The 16685-nt window shown below is 41.6% G+C and carries 22 protein-coding genes; 1 reads left to right on the forward strand and 21 read right to left on the reverse strand.

The window, feature by feature from the left end:
- Positions 1-10: 10 nt before the first annotated feature.
- The 19 genes from pstA to D8803_RS03825 form a co-directional block, all read right to left on the reverse strand.
- Positions 11-895 (reverse strand): phosphate ABC transporter permease PstA, encoded by an 885-nt coding sequence (gene pstA / locus D8803_RS03735; protein WP_000543050.1) that lies wholly within the window; start codon positions 893-895, stop codon positions 11-13.
- Positions 885-1802, reverse strand: a complete 918-nt coding sequence (gene pstC / locus D8803_RS03740) for a phosphate ABC transporter permease subunit PstC (RefSeq protein ID WP_001070951.1) — start codon at positions 1800-1802, stop codon at positions 885-887. Before pstC ends, pstA begins: the two co-directional genes overlap by 11 nt.
- Positions 1802-2680, reverse strand: coding sequence for a phosphate ABC transporter substrate-binding protein PstS (locus tag D8803_RS03745; protein ID WP_131200289.1), 879 nt, complete (start codon positions 2678-2680; stop codon positions 1802-1804). Before D8803_RS03745 ends, pstC begins: the two co-directional genes overlap by 1 nt.
- A 213-nt stretch (positions 2681-2893) precedes the next feature.
- Entirely contained in the window at positions 2894-4198 is a 1305-nt protein-coding gene (locus D8803_RS03750) for an RsmF rRNA methyltransferase first C-terminal domain-containing protein (RefSeq protein WP_131200290.1), read from the reverse strand.
- Entirely contained in the window at positions 4199-4972 is a 774-nt protein-coding gene (locus D8803_RS03755; RefSeq protein ID WP_131200291.1) for an inositol monophosphatase family protein, read from the reverse strand.
- Complete coding sequence (locus D8803_RS03760; protein WP_131200292.1) at positions 4962-5240, reverse strand: UPF0223 family protein; 279 nt, start codon at positions 5238-5240, stop codon at positions 4962-4964. The genes D8803_RS03755 and D8803_RS03760 overlap by 11 nt, the downstream gene beginning before the upstream one ends.
- The gene (locus D8803_RS03765; protein ID WP_004246303.1) at positions 5241-5642 is read right to left on the reverse strand and encodes a Spx/MgsR family RNA polymerase-binding regulatory protein; all 402 of its coding nucleotides are present in this window, start codon (positions 5640-5642) and stop codon (positions 5241-5243) included.
- A 197-nt stretch (positions 5643-5839) separates the two neighbouring features.
- Positions 5840-6460: a TIGR01906 family membrane protein gene (locus D8803_RS03770; protein WP_131200293.1), complete on the reverse strand. Its 621-nt coding sequence runs from the start codon at positions 6458-6460 to the stop codon at positions 5840-5842.
- Positions 6450-7223 carry a TIGR01457 family HAD-type hydrolase gene (locus D8803_RS03775; RefSeq protein ID WP_125415290.1) on the reverse strand — a complete coding sequence of 258 codons (774 nt, stop codon included), beginning with the start codon at positions 7221-7223 and terminating at the stop codon, positions 6450-6452. Before D8803_RS03775 ends, D8803_RS03770 begins: the two co-directional genes overlap by 11 nt.
- Positions 7224-7233: 10 nt before the next feature.
- Positions 7234-7971 (reverse strand): acyl-[acyl-carrier-protein] thioesterase, encoded by a 738-nt coding sequence (locus D8803_RS03780; RefSeq protein WP_125415291.1) that lies wholly within the window; start codon positions 7969-7971, stop codon positions 7234-7236.
- Between the two features lie 4 nt (positions 7972-7975).
- Entirely contained in the window at positions 7976-9106 is a 1131-nt protein-coding gene (gene hemW / locus D8803_RS03785; RefSeq protein WP_131200294.1) for a radical SAM family heme chaperone HemW, read from the reverse strand.
- Between the two features lie 73 nt (positions 9107-9179).
- Positions 9180-9578 (reverse strand): YtxH domain-containing protein, encoded by a 399-nt coding sequence (locus D8803_RS03790; RefSeq protein WP_131200295.1) that lies wholly within the window; start codon positions 9576-9578, stop codon positions 9180-9182.
- Between the two features lie 15 nt (positions 9579-9593).
- Complete coding sequence (locus D8803_RS03795) at positions 9594-9977, reverse strand: DUF948 domain-containing protein (RefSeq protein ID WP_084857729.1); 384 nt, start codon at positions 9975-9977, stop codon at positions 9594-9596.
- Positions 9978-10766 (reverse strand): prolipoprotein diacylglyceryl transferase, encoded by a 789-nt coding sequence (gene lgt / locus D8803_RS03800; protein ID WP_131200296.1) that lies wholly within the window; start codon positions 10764-10766, stop codon positions 9978-9980.
- The gene (gene hprK, locus D8803_RS03805; RefSeq protein ID WP_038805477.1) at positions 10759-11694 is read right to left on the reverse strand and encodes an HPr(Ser) kinase/phosphatase; all 936 of its coding nucleotides are present in this window, start codon (positions 11692-11694) and stop codon (positions 10759-10761) included. Before hprK ends, lgt begins: the two co-directional genes overlap by 8 nt.
- A gap of 129 nt (positions 11695-11823) precedes the next feature.
- Positions 11824-12000, reverse strand: coding sequence for a 30S ribosomal protein S21 (gene rpsU, locus D8803_RS03810; RefSeq protein ID WP_000048054.1), 177 nt, complete (start codon positions 11998-12000; stop codon positions 11824-11826).
- Positions 12001-12157: 157 nt separating this feature from the next.
- Positions 12158-12781, reverse strand: a complete 624-nt coding sequence (locus D8803_RS03815; protein WP_131200297.1) for a Type 1 glutamine amidotransferase-like domain-containing protein — start codon at positions 12779-12781, stop codon at positions 12158-12160.
- A 13-nt stretch (positions 12782-12794) separates the two neighbouring features.
- A complete protein-coding gene (locus D8803_RS03820) occupies positions 12795-13412 on the reverse strand; it encodes a class I SAM-dependent methyltransferase (RefSeq protein WP_131200298.1) in 618 nt (205 codons plus the stop codon).
- 105 nt (positions 13413-13517) lie between these two features.
- The gene (locus D8803_RS03825; protein ID WP_131200299.1) at positions 13518-14225 is read right to left on the reverse strand and encodes a glucosamine-6-phosphate deaminase; all 708 of its coding nucleotides are present in this window, start codon (positions 14223-14225) and stop codon (positions 13518-13520) included.
- Between the two features lie 147 nt (positions 14226-14372).
- On the opposite strand from D8803_RS03825, the gene queA reads away from it, so the two are divergent.
- A complete protein-coding gene (queA, locus tag D8803_RS03830; RefSeq protein ID WP_131200328.1) occupies positions 14373-15401 on the forward strand; it encodes a tRNA preQ1(34) S-adenosylmethionine ribosyltransferase-isomerase QueA in 1029 nt (342 codons plus the stop codon).
- A gap of 61 nt (positions 15402-15462) precedes the next feature.
- Here the strand turns inward: queA and D8803_RS03835 are convergent, their stop codons facing one another.
- On the reverse strand, positions 15463-16170 hold the full coding sequence (locus D8803_RS03835) for a B3/4 domain-containing protein (RefSeq protein ID WP_131200300.1): 708 nt from the start codon (positions 16168-16170) through the stop codon (positions 15463-15465).
- A gap of 13 nt (positions 16171-16183) precedes the next feature.
- Positions 16184-16636, reverse strand: coding sequence for a MarR family winged helix-turn-helix transcriptional regulator (locus tag D8803_RS03840; RefSeq protein ID WP_131200301.1), 453 nt, complete (start codon positions 16634-16636; stop codon positions 16184-16186).
- Positions 16637-16685: the final 49 nt, after the last annotated feature.

A 16685-nucleotide genomic window follows, 5' to 3' on the forward strand; every position in this document is an offset into this window, starting at 1 on the left:
GGCTTCTCCTTTAGGCAGCGGTTAATTTCTTGTGTAAATAGCTTCCGAGTTTGCGTGCTCCAAAGTTAAAAATCAAGATAAAGATGAGGAGCACGGCGGCAGAACCAGCTGATACAATGGTAGCATCAGGAATGGTTCCTTCACTGTTGACCTTCCAAATGTGGACAGCCAAGGTTTCTGCTTGACGGAAGATTGAGATTGGGCTGGTCACACTGAGGATATTCCAGTTAGACCAGTCAAGGGCTGGAGCGGATTGTCCTGCCGTATAGATAAGAGCGGCAGCCTCACCAAAGATACGGCCAGATGCCAAGACAACACCCGTTACGATACCTGGAAGGGCTTCTGGAATGACGACATGGACCACAGTCTCCCAACGAGAAATTCCAAGAGCTAAGCCAGCCTCACGTTGCGTATGGTGAACGTGTTTTAAACTGTCCTCAACATTTCGAGTCATCTGAGGGAGGTTAAAGACCGTCAAGGCCAAGGCACCTGAAATGATTGAAAATCCATACTCAAACTGGACTACAAAGATCAAGTAACCAAAGAGACCCACAACGACTGATGGTAGAGAAGACAAAATCTCAATACAGGTACGAATAAAATTGGTCACAGGTCCTTTTTTGGCATACTCAGCGAGAAAAACGCCAGCTCCCATAGACAGGGGAACAGAAATAATCAAAGTAATGACCAAAAGGAAGAAGGAATTATAGAGCTGAATCCCAATCCCCCCACCTGCTTGATAAGAGGAGGATTTCCCAGTCAAGAAAGACCAAGAGATATGCGGTAACCCTCTCACCAAGATATAGAGAATCAAAGATGCCAAAATGGCCACGATGATACCCGCGATGGTATAGAGGACAGCTGTTGCAAGTTTATCTAATTTCTTAGCGTGCATAGTTTTTCTTTCCTCTTTCTTTCGTAATCAATTTAATCACACTGTTAAAGGCCAAACTCATCAAGAGCAAGACTAAAGCCAGTGACCAGAGAACGTTATTATCAACCGTTCCCATGACGGTATTTCCGATACCCATAGTCAATACAGATGTCAAAGTCGCAGCTGGTGTTGTTAACGAGGTTGGGATAACTGCTGAGTTTCCGACCACCATCTGAATAGCAAGGGCTTCACCGAAGGCACGCGCCATCCCAAAGACCACTGCAGTGAAAATACCTGAACGTGCTGCTTTCAAGGTCACACGCCAGATGGTTTGCCAACGAGTGGCTCCCATAGCCAAACTAGCTTCACGGTAATGACGAGGAACAGCACGCAAGCTGTCTGTTGTCATAAAGGTTACAGTTGGTAGGATCATGACAAAGAGAACGAAAATCCCTGACAAGATCCCAAAACCAGTTCCACCAAAGACGCTACGGACAAAAGGCACCACAACTTGCAAACCTATAAATCCATAGACGACTGAAGGAATCCCGACGAGGAGTTCAATGGCCGGTTGCAAAATCTTTGCCCCTTTTGGTGATACTTCGGTCATAAAGACTGCAGCTCCAATAGCGAAGGGAGTTGCGATGAGGGCCGATAAAATCGTCACAATAAAGGAACCCAAAATCATCGGAAGGGCACCAAATTGTTTCCCTGAAGGATTCCAAGTTTGTCCAAAGAGGAAATCAAAGATGTTCACTCCATTGACAAAGAAGGTCGATAAGCCTTTTTGGGCTACAAAAATCAAAATCATGGCCACAATGATGACAATCAATGAAAGGCAGGTGAAGGTCAAACCCTTACCAAACTTCTCAAGACGAGAGTTCTTGGAAGGAGAGAGTAATTTTTTAGATAGTTCTTCTTGATTCATTATTGACCTCCTTCTACCGCTGTAACGGTACCTGAAGCATCCTTTTGGACTTTCATTTCATTGATAGAGATATAGCCCATGCCCTTAACAATTCCAGTTTGGGCTTCGTCTGAGAGAATGAATTTTAAAAATTCAGCTGCCAACTCATTTGGCTGACCAAGTGTGTACATATGTTCATAAGACCACAAAGGCCAGTTGTTGGTCGTTACATTTTCAGACGTAGGCTCATACCCATTCAGTTTCATGCTTTTCACGGAGTCATCTACATAGGCAAAAGCCAGGTAAGAAATGGCTCCTGGAGTTTGCGAAACAATTGACTTGACCATCCCATTAGAATCCTGTTCTTGGCTCTGCATTGCCGCTTGGCCATTCATTACGATATTGTCAAACGTCGCTCGTGAACCAGAACTTGCTGCTCGGTTGATGATTGAAATCGCCAGGTCTTTGCCCCCAACTTCTTTCCAGTTGGTCACTTCACCTGTAAAGATTTTACGAAGTTGCTCGGTTGTGAGATTTTCAACATCCACTTCCTTGTTTACAATCACTGCAAGACCAGCCACTGCAACCTTGTGGTCTACTAGAGCCGAAGCATCGATTCCATCTTTTTCCTCTGCAAAGACATCAGAGTTCCCGATGTCAACTGCTCCAGACTGGACTTGGGATAGTCCTGTACCCGATCCACCACCTTGAACATTAACTGTTTTTCCGATGTTTCTAGAACCGAATTCATCTGCCGCCGCTTCGACAAGAGGCTGAAGGGCAGTTGAACCGACGGCTGTCATGGTTTCTCCACGATCAATCCAGCTTGCACATCCGGCTAGAAAACCTGCAAGCAAAAGAGTCGCAAGAGATAGGACGAGCTTTTTTCTTTTTTTCACTGTTTTTCTCCTTGAACATAATGATGAATGCTCTGATTTCTTTCTGTTCCTATCATATCAATCAGTGATGATAAGATTTGGTTTACGATTTATAGACTGGAAGCCCCATTGAGGAGCAGTCAGTTCATCATATAATATAAGTAAAAATGAAAGACTATCAGAAAAAACTCATACTTCCAATATAACATAGAATAGATTCTTTGACTAGCTTTTTCACTTGAATCTAAGCCCTTTTGGATAATAATTTTTCAAAACATTTCCCGTTACCTTGGCAAAGCCTAATCCGTTTCCATGAACAAGGACTTGATACCATCCATTTGATAGACTTTCAGCTAGCTGAACTGTCTCCCCAGCCACATATTTTACAAAATTCTCATCCTTGATTTCGACTGTTTGCAAAACTTGACTTGGTTTTAAGGCTAATCCCAGAGCAAAGCTTGGTTCGAAGCGTTTCTTCTTAAAAGTACCCAGATGAAGTCCATTTCGGGCAATTTTGAGTTTCCCTAGATCAGGTAGCCTCTCTGGCAAGAGATAGAGTTGGTCTCCAAAAGTTTGTAAGATACCAGCTAGATTGACCCGCAAGTGTTTTTGGGCAAATTCTTGCCACAAAGCCAGTTGCTCACGACTGAGATTGCTCTTGCTAGCCTTGAATTTAGGTGCTGGATTTTGTCCCTTAAACTGCAGGTGGGCAACAAACTGGCCTTCTCCCTTGAAATGATGAGGATACATCCGAGCCGTTTCAGGAAGATCAATTCCTGCTACCATGCCATTCACATGCTCGACTGGAAGCAGTTCAAAATCATAGGTATCCAGCAACCAGTGGACGATTTCTTCATTTTCCTCAGGTGCCCAAGTACAGGTCGAATAGACCAAACGGCCACCTTCTGCAAGCATGGTCACTGCATCTTCTAAAATTTCTCTTTGGAGACTGGCACATTGGCTAGGATAATCGGTACTCCAATAGTCCATGGCATCTGGTTGTTTACGGAACATCCCTTCACCCGAGCAAGGTGCATCAAGGACAATCACATCAAAATAACCTTTAAAGACCTTGGCTAAGCGGTCAGCAGATTCATTGGTCACGACAACATTTGTCGCTCCAAATCGCTCCATATTTTCCACTAAAATTTTAGCACGCTTGCTTGAAATTTCGTTGGAGACAAGGACTCCTTGATTAGCCAGATAAGCTGCTAGTTGAGTGGATTTTCCACCCGGTGCTGCCGCCAAGTCCAAGACCTTCATACCAGAGCTTGGTTGAGCTACCTGGGCCACCATTTGGGCTGCAGGCTCTTGTGAATAAACGAGACCCGTCACGTGCTCCGGTGACTTCCCTGAGACCTTGCCATAATGTCCCCAAGGTGTATTTGGAATAGCATCCGCAAACGACAATTGACTTTCTTTTAAGGGATTAACCCGAAAAGCCGAAACCGCTTCCTGCTTAAAAGAGGCAAGAAAATCTCTTGCCTCATCTTCTAGTATCGCTTCATATTTTTCAACAAATCCTTCTGGAAATTGCATTTAGTTTTCTTTCCTTTCGTAGATATAAGACTGAATCTCTTCTTGCATCTCGATTGGCACCATCATGACAGGCTGACGAGTTTTAAAATCAGCGGGCTCACCTGATACCGTAAGAAGGCGATAACCCAGACTTTCTCCTAAAATACTGGCCGCAGCGTAATCCCATGGCTGCAAGTAGGTAATATAAGTCAGAAGGCGACCCGATAAAACCTTGGCAAAACTAATGGCCGCACTACCATAGACACGGACTCCCAACGCTGCTCGGCCCAAATCTGCCAAGCCCCACTCATTGGTTTCAAACATAGCTGAGTTACCAGCCACTAAAAATTCTCTAAGAGGTTTCTTTTTAAAAGGCGGTAAGGGATCATTATTGCGGCAAGAAGGAAAGGCACCACCACCATGGTAACAATCACCTTTCATAACATCATAAATGACGCCAAATTTCCCAACCCCATTTTCAAAATAGGCCAACATAACTGCAAAATCTTCCTGCTGGGCAACAAAATTATTGGTACCGTCAATGGGATCAATCACCCAAACGGAACCTTGACCGACTGCAGCACGTAAACAGCCCTCTTCCGCACAAATCAGGTCTTCTGGATAAGATGCCAAAATTCTCTGAACTAAGAGATCCTGAACCTCCTTATCCAAACGCGTCACCAAGTCTGTAGGGGAAGACTTTCGCTCAACCTGCAAATCTTCTTTCATGTGGGCCAAAATGTAATCTGCAGCTTCTTGCACAATCTGTTTGGCAAATTCAAATTTAGTTTCCAAGAGAAATCTTCCCTTCTCTTTTTTCCTTGGCAGCCTGAACTGCTCGGTAAAGCGAATAACCACTAACTGTTTCAAATTCTCGTCCCAAACGTTTCTCTTCACTCTTGCTTGGCACGACCAATTTGAATTCCTTGTAAGACTCTAGCAGTTTTTTAGCCTCCACCTTACCTTCATAAGCAGCTTCAACATCATTAAAAAAAGAAAGCACTGAAGCAAGTTCTTCAGTGCTCCACGACAAATCTAGTGGGTAACTATACTGTTTGTTCATCTATCCAATACCAGCTCTCAATGTTGCTTCTTTTAGTTCTTGTTTACGGTAACTACGAGGGAGAAAAGCACGAATCTCATCTTCATTAAAACCGATCTGCATGCGTTTGGTATCTATAATAATTGGGCGACGCAAAAGACTAGGATATTGCTCAATCAACTGAAGCAACTCCGATACCGAAATACTCTCTACATCAATATCCAATTTTTGGAAAATTTTTGAACGAGTTGAAATGATGTCATCAGTACCATTTTCGGTCAAGGAAAGAATATGTTGTAATTCTTTTCTTGTTAAAGGACTGGTCATAATATTGTGCTCCTCAAAAGGAACTTTATGCGTCTCTAACCAGGCCTTTGCCTTACGACATGATGTACAGCTCGGTGATAAAAATAGTGTAATCATGCTTTTCTCTTCTTTATCTATACTTTGCTATTCTTATTATACAAAAAAATAAAGCGCTTGACTAGCAATTTCTAGAAAAAAGCCTATTTTTTTCTAGAAAAATAGACTGTATGCGAACGAATTACTCAATTCCAATGAAGTTAATTCACTCCTCGTAAGAATTTTTAACTTCATCACTGTTTTATCAATGCAACACATTAAAGTATTCTACGACTTTTCAAATAAAGGAAGCCAAAGAAACTTTCATAGAGTCCAAAGAAGAGAAGGAAAGCATGGAGGAAGAAGGTCTCTGGTAAAATCAGAATAACTCGATCCTTTGCTGGATCAAAAAGCCAAGTATCATCTCCCCAAAAGAGAATCTGATGGAAAAGCGTAAAAAATTGCTCGAACCCAATCAACACTCCCACAAGTCCAATGACCAAAGGTAAAACTAATAAAGTCAGGATACTTTTACGATAGAGTGCTAGGAAGCCTTTTTTTACAATATTTTTAACAAAGAAATAGAAACTTGGCAGTGTCACCAACGTGACTAGCTGAACCAAGTGAAAGAGGTTCTTCACCACCGCAAAGTGGTGCAGACCTGCTACTGACGAACGAAAATCAGGCATCTCTAAGACCTGACTAAAGGGATTGGTCAGGTAATTCATCAAAATTTGAAAGTTGTACTGAATGGTTTCGGATTTTAGATAGACTCGATCCGCTAAGTTCAGCCACTGAATCTCCAAAGGATAGAAAATCCAAGCCAGATAAATAGTCAGTAGGATAGAAAGGGAGAGGAGAAAGAGCATACTTCCCCAAAAGGTCAGTTTAGTTTTCATCAAAATTCCACTCCGCAAGGCTAGAAACTACATGAGTTGGTGCGATAGGCAGATCAGCCACTTCTTCTGCTTTGGTGAAACCTGTTGTCACTAAAAGCGTCGGAATACCATTATCAATCCCTGCTCGGATATCTGTCAGGTAGTTGTCTCCAACCATGAGCAAGTCTTCTCTTTTCAAACCTAAGTGCTCAACTGCCTTATCCATAATGATAGCATTCGGTTTCCCAATGTAAACTGGTTTTACCCGAGTTGCCACTTCAAGAAGGGTTATCAATGAACCAGCACCAGGCAAAAGGCCACGTTCCGTCGGAATATTGAGGTCTGGATTAGTTCCGATAAAATGAGCACCTTTTTGAATAGCTAGTGTAGCTGTCGCAAATTTTTCATAGTCGACTTGCCAGTCCAGTCCAACTACCACATAGGCAGGATTTTCCTTGTCTTCGACATAACCAGCCGCCTGAATGGCATCCTTGAGCCCTGCTTCACCGATGACATAGACTGTCTTTTCCAGTCCCAAGTCATTCATATAGTCAATGGTTGCTAGAGTTGCCGTGTAGACAGTTGAAAGAGGCGTGTCGATATTAAAATTCTGAGCCAACATCTCTTGAACGCTCTCAGGAGTTCGAGTTGTATTATTAGTCACAAAGAGATAGGGAATTTCTCGCTTTTGCAATTCATGCACAAAAGCCTCACCCGCGGGAATTCGGTCTTTCCCCTTGTAAATGGTTCCGTCTAAATCAATTAAATAACCTTTATAAGCCATATAGTCCTTTCTAATTGCCTTCAATTTCTTGCCATGTAATCATAGCTTGGGCATTGATCTCGCCATCACTGATGATCTGATGCTTGCTTTCTAGTCCCTTGAGTTCATATGCTGAAGCAATCATACCACCTGGTCGCACTTCTTTGACATATTTGAGATTGATTTCCTTTGGAATATACTTGGTCAAAAAGTCTGCTCCCATGACCTCAAAAATCCAGTCTAGGTATTTACTATTATTAACATGACCATTCATATCCAAGTCGTAAAAACGAACATGGTAGCCTTTACTGATTGGATCTTCTAGATTTGCGTACTTTGGCCCACGGATCAGTTTTTTATCAAACTCAGACTGGTAAGGAGCAACAATCTCCGGTTCGACAGCATGGACTTTCCGACTGTCTCTGTCCATGAGAACAAAGGTTGCTACCATGCGAATGATTTCTTGGCCTGCTTCATCGTAGAGGGTGAAGCGACGATAGCAAAAGAGACGATTATAGCTCAAAGCTTCCGTTTCAATCGTAATCTCCTCAGCAAAGCGAGGCAAGCGAACCACGTCAATCGCATAGTCTGTAATAATCCAGACCAGATTGTAACGTTCTAACATATCCTTGTCGCTAACTCCCAATTCAATCGACTGCATACCTGATACTTGCAGGGACAGCAAAATCACATCTGGAAGTTTGATATGACCGTTCATGTCCGCCATATCAAAAGGAATTTTCATTTTCATTTGATAAGTTAAGCCCATTGTTCTACTCCAAAATAAATCGTTCTGCTACAGTGTCTCCTAAAAAGAGACCTCTCTTTGTCATTCGGACACGATCTCCATCTATCTGCATGAGGCCTTGTTGAACCAAGTCTCTGATGATTTCGCCATAAAGTCCATCAAAGGACCGTCCAAATTTTTCCTCAAATCGTGTCATGGAAACCCCGGATTTTTTCCGGAGTCCTAGGAACATTTCTTCTTCCATCTGCTCCCTTTGACTCAGGTGTTCTTCTGTAATCCGAGCATTCCCTGCCTCTACTGCATTGAGATAGTGGCGGATAGGACCGTGGTTTTTATAACGCACCCCGTCCACATAACCTGAAGCACCCGCACCAATACCATAATACTCAGCATTGTCCCAGTACATGAGATTGTGGCGACTTTCAAAGCTAGGTTTAGAGAAATTGGAAATCTCATAATGCTCAAAACCAGCTCGCTCCAGTTCTGCGATGATGTACTCAAACATCTCCGCTTCTAACTCTTCCTTGGGTAGGGGCAATTTCCCTCGTCGCATGCGGTTCATAAAGACCGTATGATTCTCCAAAATCAAGCTATAAAGGCTCATATGAGGAATATCAAGCGAGATAGCCTTAGCTACATTGTCCTTGACCTGAGCCATAGTTTGACCTGGAAGAGCATAGATTAGATCGATGGAGATATTGTCAAAACCAGCCAATTTGAGGCGGTCGATATTTTCATAAATATCCTTTTCCAAATGACTGCGCCCAATCTTTTTCAGCATTTTGTCATCAAAGGTCTGCACACCCAAGGAAACACGATTGACTGACGACTGTTTCAAAACCACAATCTTATCTGCGTCCAAGTCGCCTGGATTAGCTTCAATGGTCAACTCTTCCAAGACAGACAAGTCTAGATTTTTAGTCAAGCCATCCAAGAGCACTTCTAATTGCGGAGCTGACAAAGCCGTTGGCGTCCCACCTCCGATGTAGAGGGTTCGCAATTTTTGGATATCATAAGAACGAAACTCTTCTAGTAGATGCTCCAAATAACTATCTACTGGTTGATTCTTGATAAATACTTTTGAAAAGTCACAATAATAACAAATCTGTGTGCAAAAGGGAATATGCACGTAAGCGGACATTGGTTTTTTCTGCATAGTATTTATTATACCACAAAGACAGGCTTGCAGATAAAAATCACCATCTCCAAGAACTAGAGATGGTGATACTTTATACTTCAGTAATATCGATGATGATTTCTTCTTGGTCTTCAGCAACGTCTGGAGTTACTGACTGTTCTTGCCACTGCTCCTTGAGATTGTTAAAGGTTTCCTTTGACGCTTCTGTTGCTTGTCGAGCACAGTTTTTAGCTTGGTCAAGGACACTATCAAAAGTGATTTCACCAGATTCTACTTGTTCCTTTGTTTTCAGCACAAAGTCCCTTGCCTGTTCCTTCACTTCAGTTAGTTTCTCACAAACCTGCTCTCTAGCGTATTCTGGATCTTCTCTCAAGTCATCCAGAAAATCCTGAGCTTGACTACAAACTTGCTTGCCCTTGTCACTCGTCAAAAACAAAGCAAGAGCTGCACCAGAAACCGTTCCTAAAAGGATTGAGGATAGTTTACCCATAAGATTTCTCCTTTTTTATTTTTTGAAAATTTTACTTGCGAAACGAAGAGCTGACAAGCCTGCACCTGTCTTAATGGTCTTTGAACCAGCTGATGAGGCTTTTTTACCCAAGACACGCGCATGTTGATTGAGGTCAGATACTGACTCTGACAAGTCCGCCACAGCTGTAAAGAGTGGATCAATCGTCGCAACTTTGATATTGATATCATCTGCCAACACATTGACCTTAGCCAACAATTCATTAGTCTGATGCAAGGTAACGTTCACATCTGAGCTCAATGTTTTGATGGTTTTCTCCGTCTCATCAATCATACGACCTGCTTTTTGAATCGTGATTGTCAAATAGACTAAACAGACAATCAAAGCAATCGCAACAAGAATATATGCAACTTCTAACATTTATTTTTCCTCCTCTGTATGATAGAAAGGGGCTTTCTTTCGATTTTGATAAAGTATGATAAAAATACCGAGTCCGATAAGGACAACTGATAACCATTGGGAAACTCGCAGACCAAAGAACATGAGACTATCCGTCCGCATCCCTTCGATGATCATACGGCCAAAGCCATACCAAATCAAGTAGAAAGCAGTGATATGACCGCGTCTGATTCCCTTCAATTTTCTTCTAAAAATTAGAATCAAAGCAAATCCAATTAGATTCCAAACCGACTCATATAGGAAGGTAGGCTGACGGTAGCTACCATCAATGTACATCTGGTCACGGATGAAGCCCGGCAAATAATCCAGACTATCTACCGCTGCACCGTAGGCTTCTTGGTTAAAGAAGTTCCCCCAGCGTCCTAAACTCTGGGCAACCATGACGCTCGGAGCTGCAATATCTAAGAAATCCCAAGTATTGATCAGCTTTCTATCTGCAAAGATATAAAGGACAATAGCGCCCGCTATCAAACCTCCATAAATGGCCAAACCACCATTCCAAATGGCGATGATTTCACCTGGATTTTGCAGATAATAATCTAAACGAAAGAGTACGTAGTATAGTCTAGCACCTAAAATAGCTACCGGAAAAGCAATCAGGATAAAATCCAAAATATCATCTGATAGAATTTTCTTTTTAGGAGCTTCTTTCATGGCAAGGTAGACAGCCAAGACCAATCCAGCCACAATACACAAAGCATACCAACGAATGGAAAAAGGACCGATTTCAAATGCAATTGGATTAATCATCTTTCACCTCATTTTTGGAGATGAGATTAGTCAAGCGTTCTTCAAATAAACGCGTCGCATCAAAGCCCATTTCCTTAGCGCGATAGTTCATGGCTGCCGCCTCAATAACAACTGAGATATTGCGTCCTGTTTTTACTGGGATGCGGATACGTGGAATCGTTACACCAGAAACTTCTAGTTCTTCGGCATTATTTCCTAGACGGTCAAAGGTCTTATGGGTATCATAATTTTCCAAGTAAACAGCCAACTGGACTTGTGAAGAATCTTTTACAGCACTTGCTCCGTAGAGACTCATCACGTCAATAATACCCACTCCACGAATCTCAAGTAAATGCTTCAATATTTCAGCGGGCTCTCCCCAAAGGGTCATTTCATCCTTGGCAAAGATATCTACACGGTCATCTGCTACCAAACGGTGTCCGCGTTTCACAAGCTCAAGACCTGTCTCGCTCTTACCGATACCACTATCCCCTTGGATCAAGACACCCATGCCATAGATGTCCATCAAGACACCATGCACGCTGGTACGTTCAGCTAAACGGGAATCAAGGTAGCTAGATAACTCTCCAGATAAACGACTAGTTGATGTTCGACTGGTTAAAATCGCAATCTTACATTCTCTAGCAGCTTTCAACATTTCTTCTGGCACTACCAAACCACGAGCAACGATAACAGCAGGTGTTTCAGGTAGAAACATTTTCTTCAAAACTTGATAACGGTTATGGGCAGGCATAGCGACCAAATAGGACCACTCCTTCATCCCTAACAGTTGAATCCGTTCTGGAGTATAGTAATCAAAATAGCCCGTCATTTCAAGACCAGGTCTCATAATGTCCGCAGTGTTGATTTCTTTTTCAAGCAATTCGCCTTCACCATAGACAATATCTAGTCTGAGCTTTTCAATGACTTCTCTTACTAAAACCGACATAATTTCCTCCTTCAATCGAGTTCTCCCTACTATTATATCAAATTGTAGTTGGAAGTTTCCTTTTTTTGCAGGATTTACAGTATTTATTTAAAAGAAAAAGACTAGATTTCTCTAGCCTTTCATTTCAAATTAGAATTTTTTACGTTTACGAGCTGCTTCTGATTTACGTTTACGTTTTACAGAAGGTTTTTCATAGAATTCACGTTTGCGTGTTTCTTGAAGAGTACCAGCTTTAGTAACCGCACGTTTGAAACGACGAAGTGCATCGTCAAGAGATTCATTCTTACGTACTACTGTTTTAGACATTTTTTTCACTCCCTTCAAGTTCAAGATCTATTCTATTCTACACGCAAAATGAATAAATGTCAAGGAAAAAACTGCCATAAACTTATATTATCTTCCCTTTTCTTTTTAAAAGGGACAACATATTAGAATAGATGTCATAATAGCGAAAAAAATTATTTTAATCCTGTTCAGAAACAACTTTTCTTTCTTCACCATTTACAATAACAGCTTGTGAATTGTTCATTCGCATTAAGTCGAGCTGATTTTTATAGGTTTCAAAGGTCTTCTTACTACTATCAGTAAAAGGCTCCTCACTATAATGTGGAAGGATGTAAAACTCCACTTCATCCAATCCTGCTGTATCCGATAACTCTTTCGCTACCGTCTTGTCGTCCATGAGCTTATTGTAGTCAATATCCTTGGTTGCAATGATAGCCCCTGCTGATTCTCCCACATAGACCAGCCCATCTCTTATTTGCTCTTTGATAAGAGATAGGAGTTGCTTTTTCTTTAATTCTTGCAATAAATAAAAGGTATTCCCGCCTGAGATATAAAGAATCTTGCTTTGGAAAATCTTTGCCTGTGCAGTTTCTCGATCACAAGAAGCAATATCTAAAACCTCTATCTCAAATCCTAAATCTTTGAATGTTTGCTGAGCCTCATCGATATAGGCAGTATAATCCTCTTTGTTCCCAGCCGTAGGAATAAATAAAACCTTGTTTTCTAGATTCTTTTCCTTTGCATAATCGCTAAAAAGCTTTTTGACTCCAGCAAAGTATGAACATAAAAATAATTGTTTCATGACTGTACCTCCATTAATGTTTAACAATTTTATAAAGAATCCACGATTCCTTTCTTTGACTAGTTATGAGCTCAAACCCTATTAACAACAAGAATCTTCTAAATGCTTCTTCGCTTTGGACCTCTGGTAAAAAGTAAGACAACTTGTTATATTCACAAGCCAGTAAAAGTATCCCGTCTGATTTGAGTATTCTTCGAAGTTCCATAAAAGAAGCCTCTAGGTCCTGCCAATGAAAATGAGTTTGAAAGGCTGTGATTAAATCAAAACTTTCATCAGAAAATCCTGTCTCCCTAACGTCTCTTCGTTCAAAATTTAAATTAGTTATCTCTATCTGTTGGGCTTGAGCTACTGCAGCATCTGAAATATCGATTCCAGTTATAGTACTTTGCGGAAAAGTTTCTTTCAGTAGGATGGTTGAACGGCCATTTCCAACTCCTACATCTAAGATTACAGGGTAAAATGTCCTATCCAGATGACGAATTGCCCATACAAACATGGGGAGATAGGCTCGATTCCACAATTTCATCATTCGTTTTCCTAGAAAGCCCGAAGGGTTCTTTGATTGCTGAATGAGACGAGAAAACAGTAACATTAAAAGTAAAAAACAAATAAAACCGATTATATAAATCAAAGTTCGAGTCTCCCCTGTATAGCTATATTATACCACTTTAGCAGGATAGTGAACATTTGAAGTAAAAAGCCACTCACTCCAAAGAGCAAGTGGTTCTTGTAATTTTTATTTTTCAAGTAAGCTGAGCGCTGCTGCATCTGCGATAATAGTCACATCAGGGTGGTTTTGGAGGCTACTTGCTGGTAGACTTTCAGTTACTGGGCCTGATACTGTTCCAGCGATGGCTTCTGCTTTTGACTCACCATAAGCAAAGAGAATAATTGACTTGGCATCTAAGATATTTTTAATTCCCATTGAAATGGCTTGAGTTGGAACGTCTTCAATCTTGTCAAAAAAGCGAGCATTGGCTTCGATGGTAGACTGGTCAAGTTCTACTAGATGCGTTTGACTGTCAAATGGAGTACCTGGCTCATTAAAGCCGATATGTCCATTGCGACCGATTCCCAAAATTTGCAAATCAACAGGATGGTCAGCCAAAATTTGGTTGTAGCGTTCTACTTCTTCTTCAGCATTATCCTTAACACCACGTGGCAAGAAACTTTCTTTAAATGGTTTTTGGTTAAACAAGTTTTCTTGCATGAAGTAACGGTAAGACTGTGGATTATCTCCATCAAGCCCTACATACTCATCAAGGTTGACACTTGTTAGATTTGAAAAATCAAGGTCACTCTCAACGATTTCCTTGTAAAATTCAAGTGGACTGCTTCCTGTCGCAAGTCCTAATGTTTGAGCGCCATTGGCCAATTTTTCCTTCAAAATCTCAAAAGCTACTTTTCCACCTTCGACTTGATTCTCAACTTTTATAACTTTCATTTTATATCCTCCATATTTCTATATTTATTATATGGTATAGACCAATTTTTGTCAAGTGAAAACGATTTAATTTCCAAAAAAAGAGCGTCCAAACTTGAAACGTGTTATAATGGATAAGATTAGAAGTTAGAAAGAATGAACAGATATATGAATACAGCTGATTTTGATTTCCACTTGCCTGAGGATTTGATTGCCCAAACGCCACTGGAAAAACGAGATGCCTCTAAACTCCTTATCGTTAATCGTGAGACGGGAGAATTTCAGGATAAGCACTTCCACTCCATTATTGATATGCTGGAACCTGGTGATGCCCTTGTCATGAACGACACTCGCGTTCTCCCTGCCCGCCTCTATGGCCAAAAGGAAGAAACAGGAGGCCATGTGGAGCTTCTCCTGCTCAAAAATACTGCTGGTGATGAGTGGGAAGTCCTAGCCAAACCTGCCAAACGCCTCAAGGTCGGTACTCGCGTCAGCTTTGGTGATGGTCGCCTTAGCGCTGTCGTTACGGAGGAATTGACCCACGGCGGCCGCATTGTTCGTTTTGAATACCAAGGAATTTTCCTAGAAGTTTTGGAAAGTCTGGGAGAAATGCCACTACCGCCCTACATCCATGAAAAATTGGATGACCGTGAACGCTATCAAACGGTCTACGCTAAGGAAAGTGGCTCTGCTGCAGCACCGACTGCTGGTCTCCACTTTACTAAAGAACTGCTAGCAGAAATCCAAGCCAAGGGTGTCCATTTGGTTTATTTAACGCTCCACGTTGGTTTGGGAACCTTTAGACCCGTTTCTGTTGACAATCTGGACGAACACGAAATGCACTCAGAGTTCTACCAACTTTCTGATGAAGCCGCAGCCACCCTTCGCTCTGTCAAGGAAAATGGAGGTCGTGTTATCGCTGTTGGAACTACTTCGATCCGCACACTGGAAACCATCGGTTCCAAGTTTGATGGGCAAATCCAAGCAGATTCTGGCTGGACCAATATCTTTATCAAGCCTGGTTACGAGTGGAAGGTTGTCGATGCCTTCTCAACCAACTTCCATCTACCCAAATCAACTCTGGTCATGTTGGTTTCTGCCTTTGCAGGCCGTGAATTAGTCTTAGATGCTTACCACCACGCTATTCAAGAACGCTACCGTTTCTTCAGTTTCGGTGATGCCATGTTTATCTATTAAAAATAGCTCCGTCATTTCTTTAGGAAATTTTATTCCTAAGAGATGACAGGGCTATTTCTGTTTAAAGTGTAATTTCTGGGAACTCAGAAGTTAGATGAACCAGTTTGCCTTGAACACCAAAGTAGTCCTTTACCAAGTCCTGTAATTCTTCCATGGCAGCCCGAGCACGTCTTGCCTGTTCTGCATTAATCGCTTCAATCACTAAGACAGCATCTTTTGTCGCTTCTGTCAGCATGGTTCTCTGCGCCTCTCTCCAGTTGAGACAGCGACAAACCGCTCCTTCATCATCATAATAGATCAGCTCTTCTGGAAGTGCAGGAGCATCGTTTTCAGCTCCTAGTGGAAAGAAAGGTTCTCCTCCCTTGGCCTGACCAAGATGAAGATTGCCTACAATCTTGTTCACATCTTCGCCACCACAGGGAACAGCATAAGATAGAGAGACACTATTATAGATGTCTACTAAGGGATTGATGGGATTAAACTCTCTTCCCTGACTGACCCTTTTAAGCAGAGCTTCTATAGAAGAGCGTGCTCCCTTTTTCGTTTTGAACTTGCTGAAAGCCTGACGCCATTCTTGAATGACATCATTCTGAGTAAAATTCTCATCCGAAATGAAATCCTCAGCTCGTTTAGCTCCCTTATCTAGCAAGGTTTTGAAATAGGGATCCTTGCTTTCATCAACTGTATTATCTAATCCCTTTACTACTAAAACGCTAATCTGTGCTTCTGGAAACAAGCTCCAAAATTCATTTTCAACGATAACTTTCATCTTTCACCTCTTATTATAAATAATTTCTTTTCTGGCCTTTTTTGACCATATCCCAATCACTTGTAATATTTTTTCTAACCCGAATTAGTAGGCTCTCCAGTTCTCTGGCCTCTTCCCTAGAAAATCCTTTTAGGGCAGAATTCTCTGAATAGTGATGTTCAGCAAGGATAAAAGGATAAAGTGCCTCTCCTTTTTCAGTGACAAACCACTCTTTATTTTTCCGATTTGTACTGGTCATTCCTTGTTTTATTAATCCCTTTTCTTCCAGTTTTTTTACTGAACGAGCAACTGTCGAACGGTCAACCTTCAGTAAATCCGACAAGGCTTCTTGAATGATTCCTGGATTCTCCTTGATCCGTACTAAATAAAGATATTGCCCACGAGCTAGTTCAATATCACGAAACTCAATATTCGCAATAGAATCTAGGGCACGGGCTATAATTCCGATTTCGCGTAATAACGACATGTTTCCTCCTCTCGCATCTATGATGATAGAATAGCACATTTTTGTTGCA

It is taken from the genome of Streptococcus oralis (assembly GCF_003943385.1).
In the GTDB taxonomy this organism is placed as follows: domain Bacteria; phylum Bacillota; class Bacilli; order Lactobacillales; family Streptococcaceae; genus Streptococcus; species Streptococcus oralis_CA.

What these genes read in the sequence shown, in the direction of transcription:
- pstA (WP_000543050.1), bottom strand. Translation starts at nt 895, where the DNA reads ATGCACGCTAAGAAATTAGATAAACTTGCAACAGCTGTCCTCTATACC.
- pstC (WP_001070951.1), bottom strand. Translation starts at nt 1,802, where the DNA reads ATGAATCAAGAAGAACTATCTAAAAAATTACTCTCTCCTTCCAAGAAC.
- D8803_RS03750 (WP_131200290.1), bottom strand. Translation starts at nt 4,198, where the DNA reads ATGCAATTTCCAGAAGGATTTGTTGAAAAATATGAAGCGATACTAGAA.
- D8803_RS03760 (WP_131200292.1), bottom strand. Translation starts at nt 5,240, where the DNA reads ATGAACAAACAGTATAGTTACCCACTAGATTTGTCGTGGAGCACTGAA.
- D8803_RS03765 (WP_004246303.1), bottom strand. Translation starts at nt 5,642, where the DNA reads ATGATTACACTATTTTTATCACCGAGCTGTACATCATGTCGTAAGGCA.
- D8803_RS03770 (WP_131200293.1), bottom strand. Translation starts at nt 6,460, where the DNA reads ATGAAAACTAAACTGACCTTTTGGGGAAGTATGCTCTTTCTCCTCTCC.
- D8803_RS03775 (WP_125415290.1), bottom strand. Translation starts at nt 7,223, where the DNA reads ATGGCTTATAAAGGTTATTTAATTGATTTAGACGGAACCATTTACAAG.
- D8803_RS03780 (WP_125415291.1), bottom strand. Translation starts at nt 7,971, where the DNA reads ATGGGCTTAACTTATCAAATGAAAATGAAAATTCCTTTTGATATGGCG.
- hemW (WP_131200294.1), bottom strand. Translation starts at nt 9,106, where the DNA reads ATGCAGAAAAAACCAATGTCCGCTTACGTGCATATTCCCTTTTGCACA.
- D8803_RS03790 (WP_131200295.1), bottom strand. Translation starts at nt 9,578, where the DNA reads ATGGGTAAACTATCCTCAATCCTTTTAGGAACGGTTTCTGGTGCAGCT.
- D8803_RS03795 (WP_084857729.1), bottom strand. Translation starts at nt 9,977, where the DNA reads ATGTTAGAAGTTGCATATATTCTTGTTGCGATTGCTTTGATTGTCTGT.
- lgt (WP_131200296.1), bottom strand. Translation starts at nt 10,766, where the DNA reads ATGATTAATCCAATTGCATTTGAAATCGGTCCTTTTTCCATTCGTTGG.
- hprK (WP_038805477.1), bottom strand. Translation starts at nt 11,694, where the DNA reads ATGTCGGTTTTAGTAAGAGAAGTCATTGAAAAGCTCAGACTAGATATT.
- rpsU (WP_000048054.1), bottom strand. Translation starts at nt 12,000, where the DNA reads ATGTCTAAAACAGTAGTACGTAAGAATGAATCTCTTGACGATGCACTT.
- D8803_RS03815 (WP_131200297.1), bottom strand. Translation starts at nt 12,781, where the DNA reads ATGAAACAATTATTTTTATGTTCATACTTTGCTGGAGTCAAAAAGCTT.
- D8803_RS03825 (WP_131200299.1), bottom strand. Translation starts at nt 14,225, where the DNA reads ATGAAAGTTATAAAAGTTGAGAATCAAGTCGAAGGTGGAAAAGTAGCT.
- queA (WP_131200328.1), top strand. Translation starts at nt 14,373, where the DNA reads ATGAATACAGCTGATTTTGATTTCCACTTGCCTGAGGATTTGATTGCC.
- D8803_RS03835 (WP_131200300.1), bottom strand. Translation starts at nt 16,170, where the DNA reads ATGAAAGTTATCGTTGAAAATGAATTTTGGAGCTTGTTTCCAGAAGCA.
- D8803_RS03840 (WP_131200301.1), bottom strand. Translation starts at nt 16,636, where the DNA reads ATGTCGTTATTACGCGAAATCGGAATTATAGCCCGTGCCCTAGATTCT.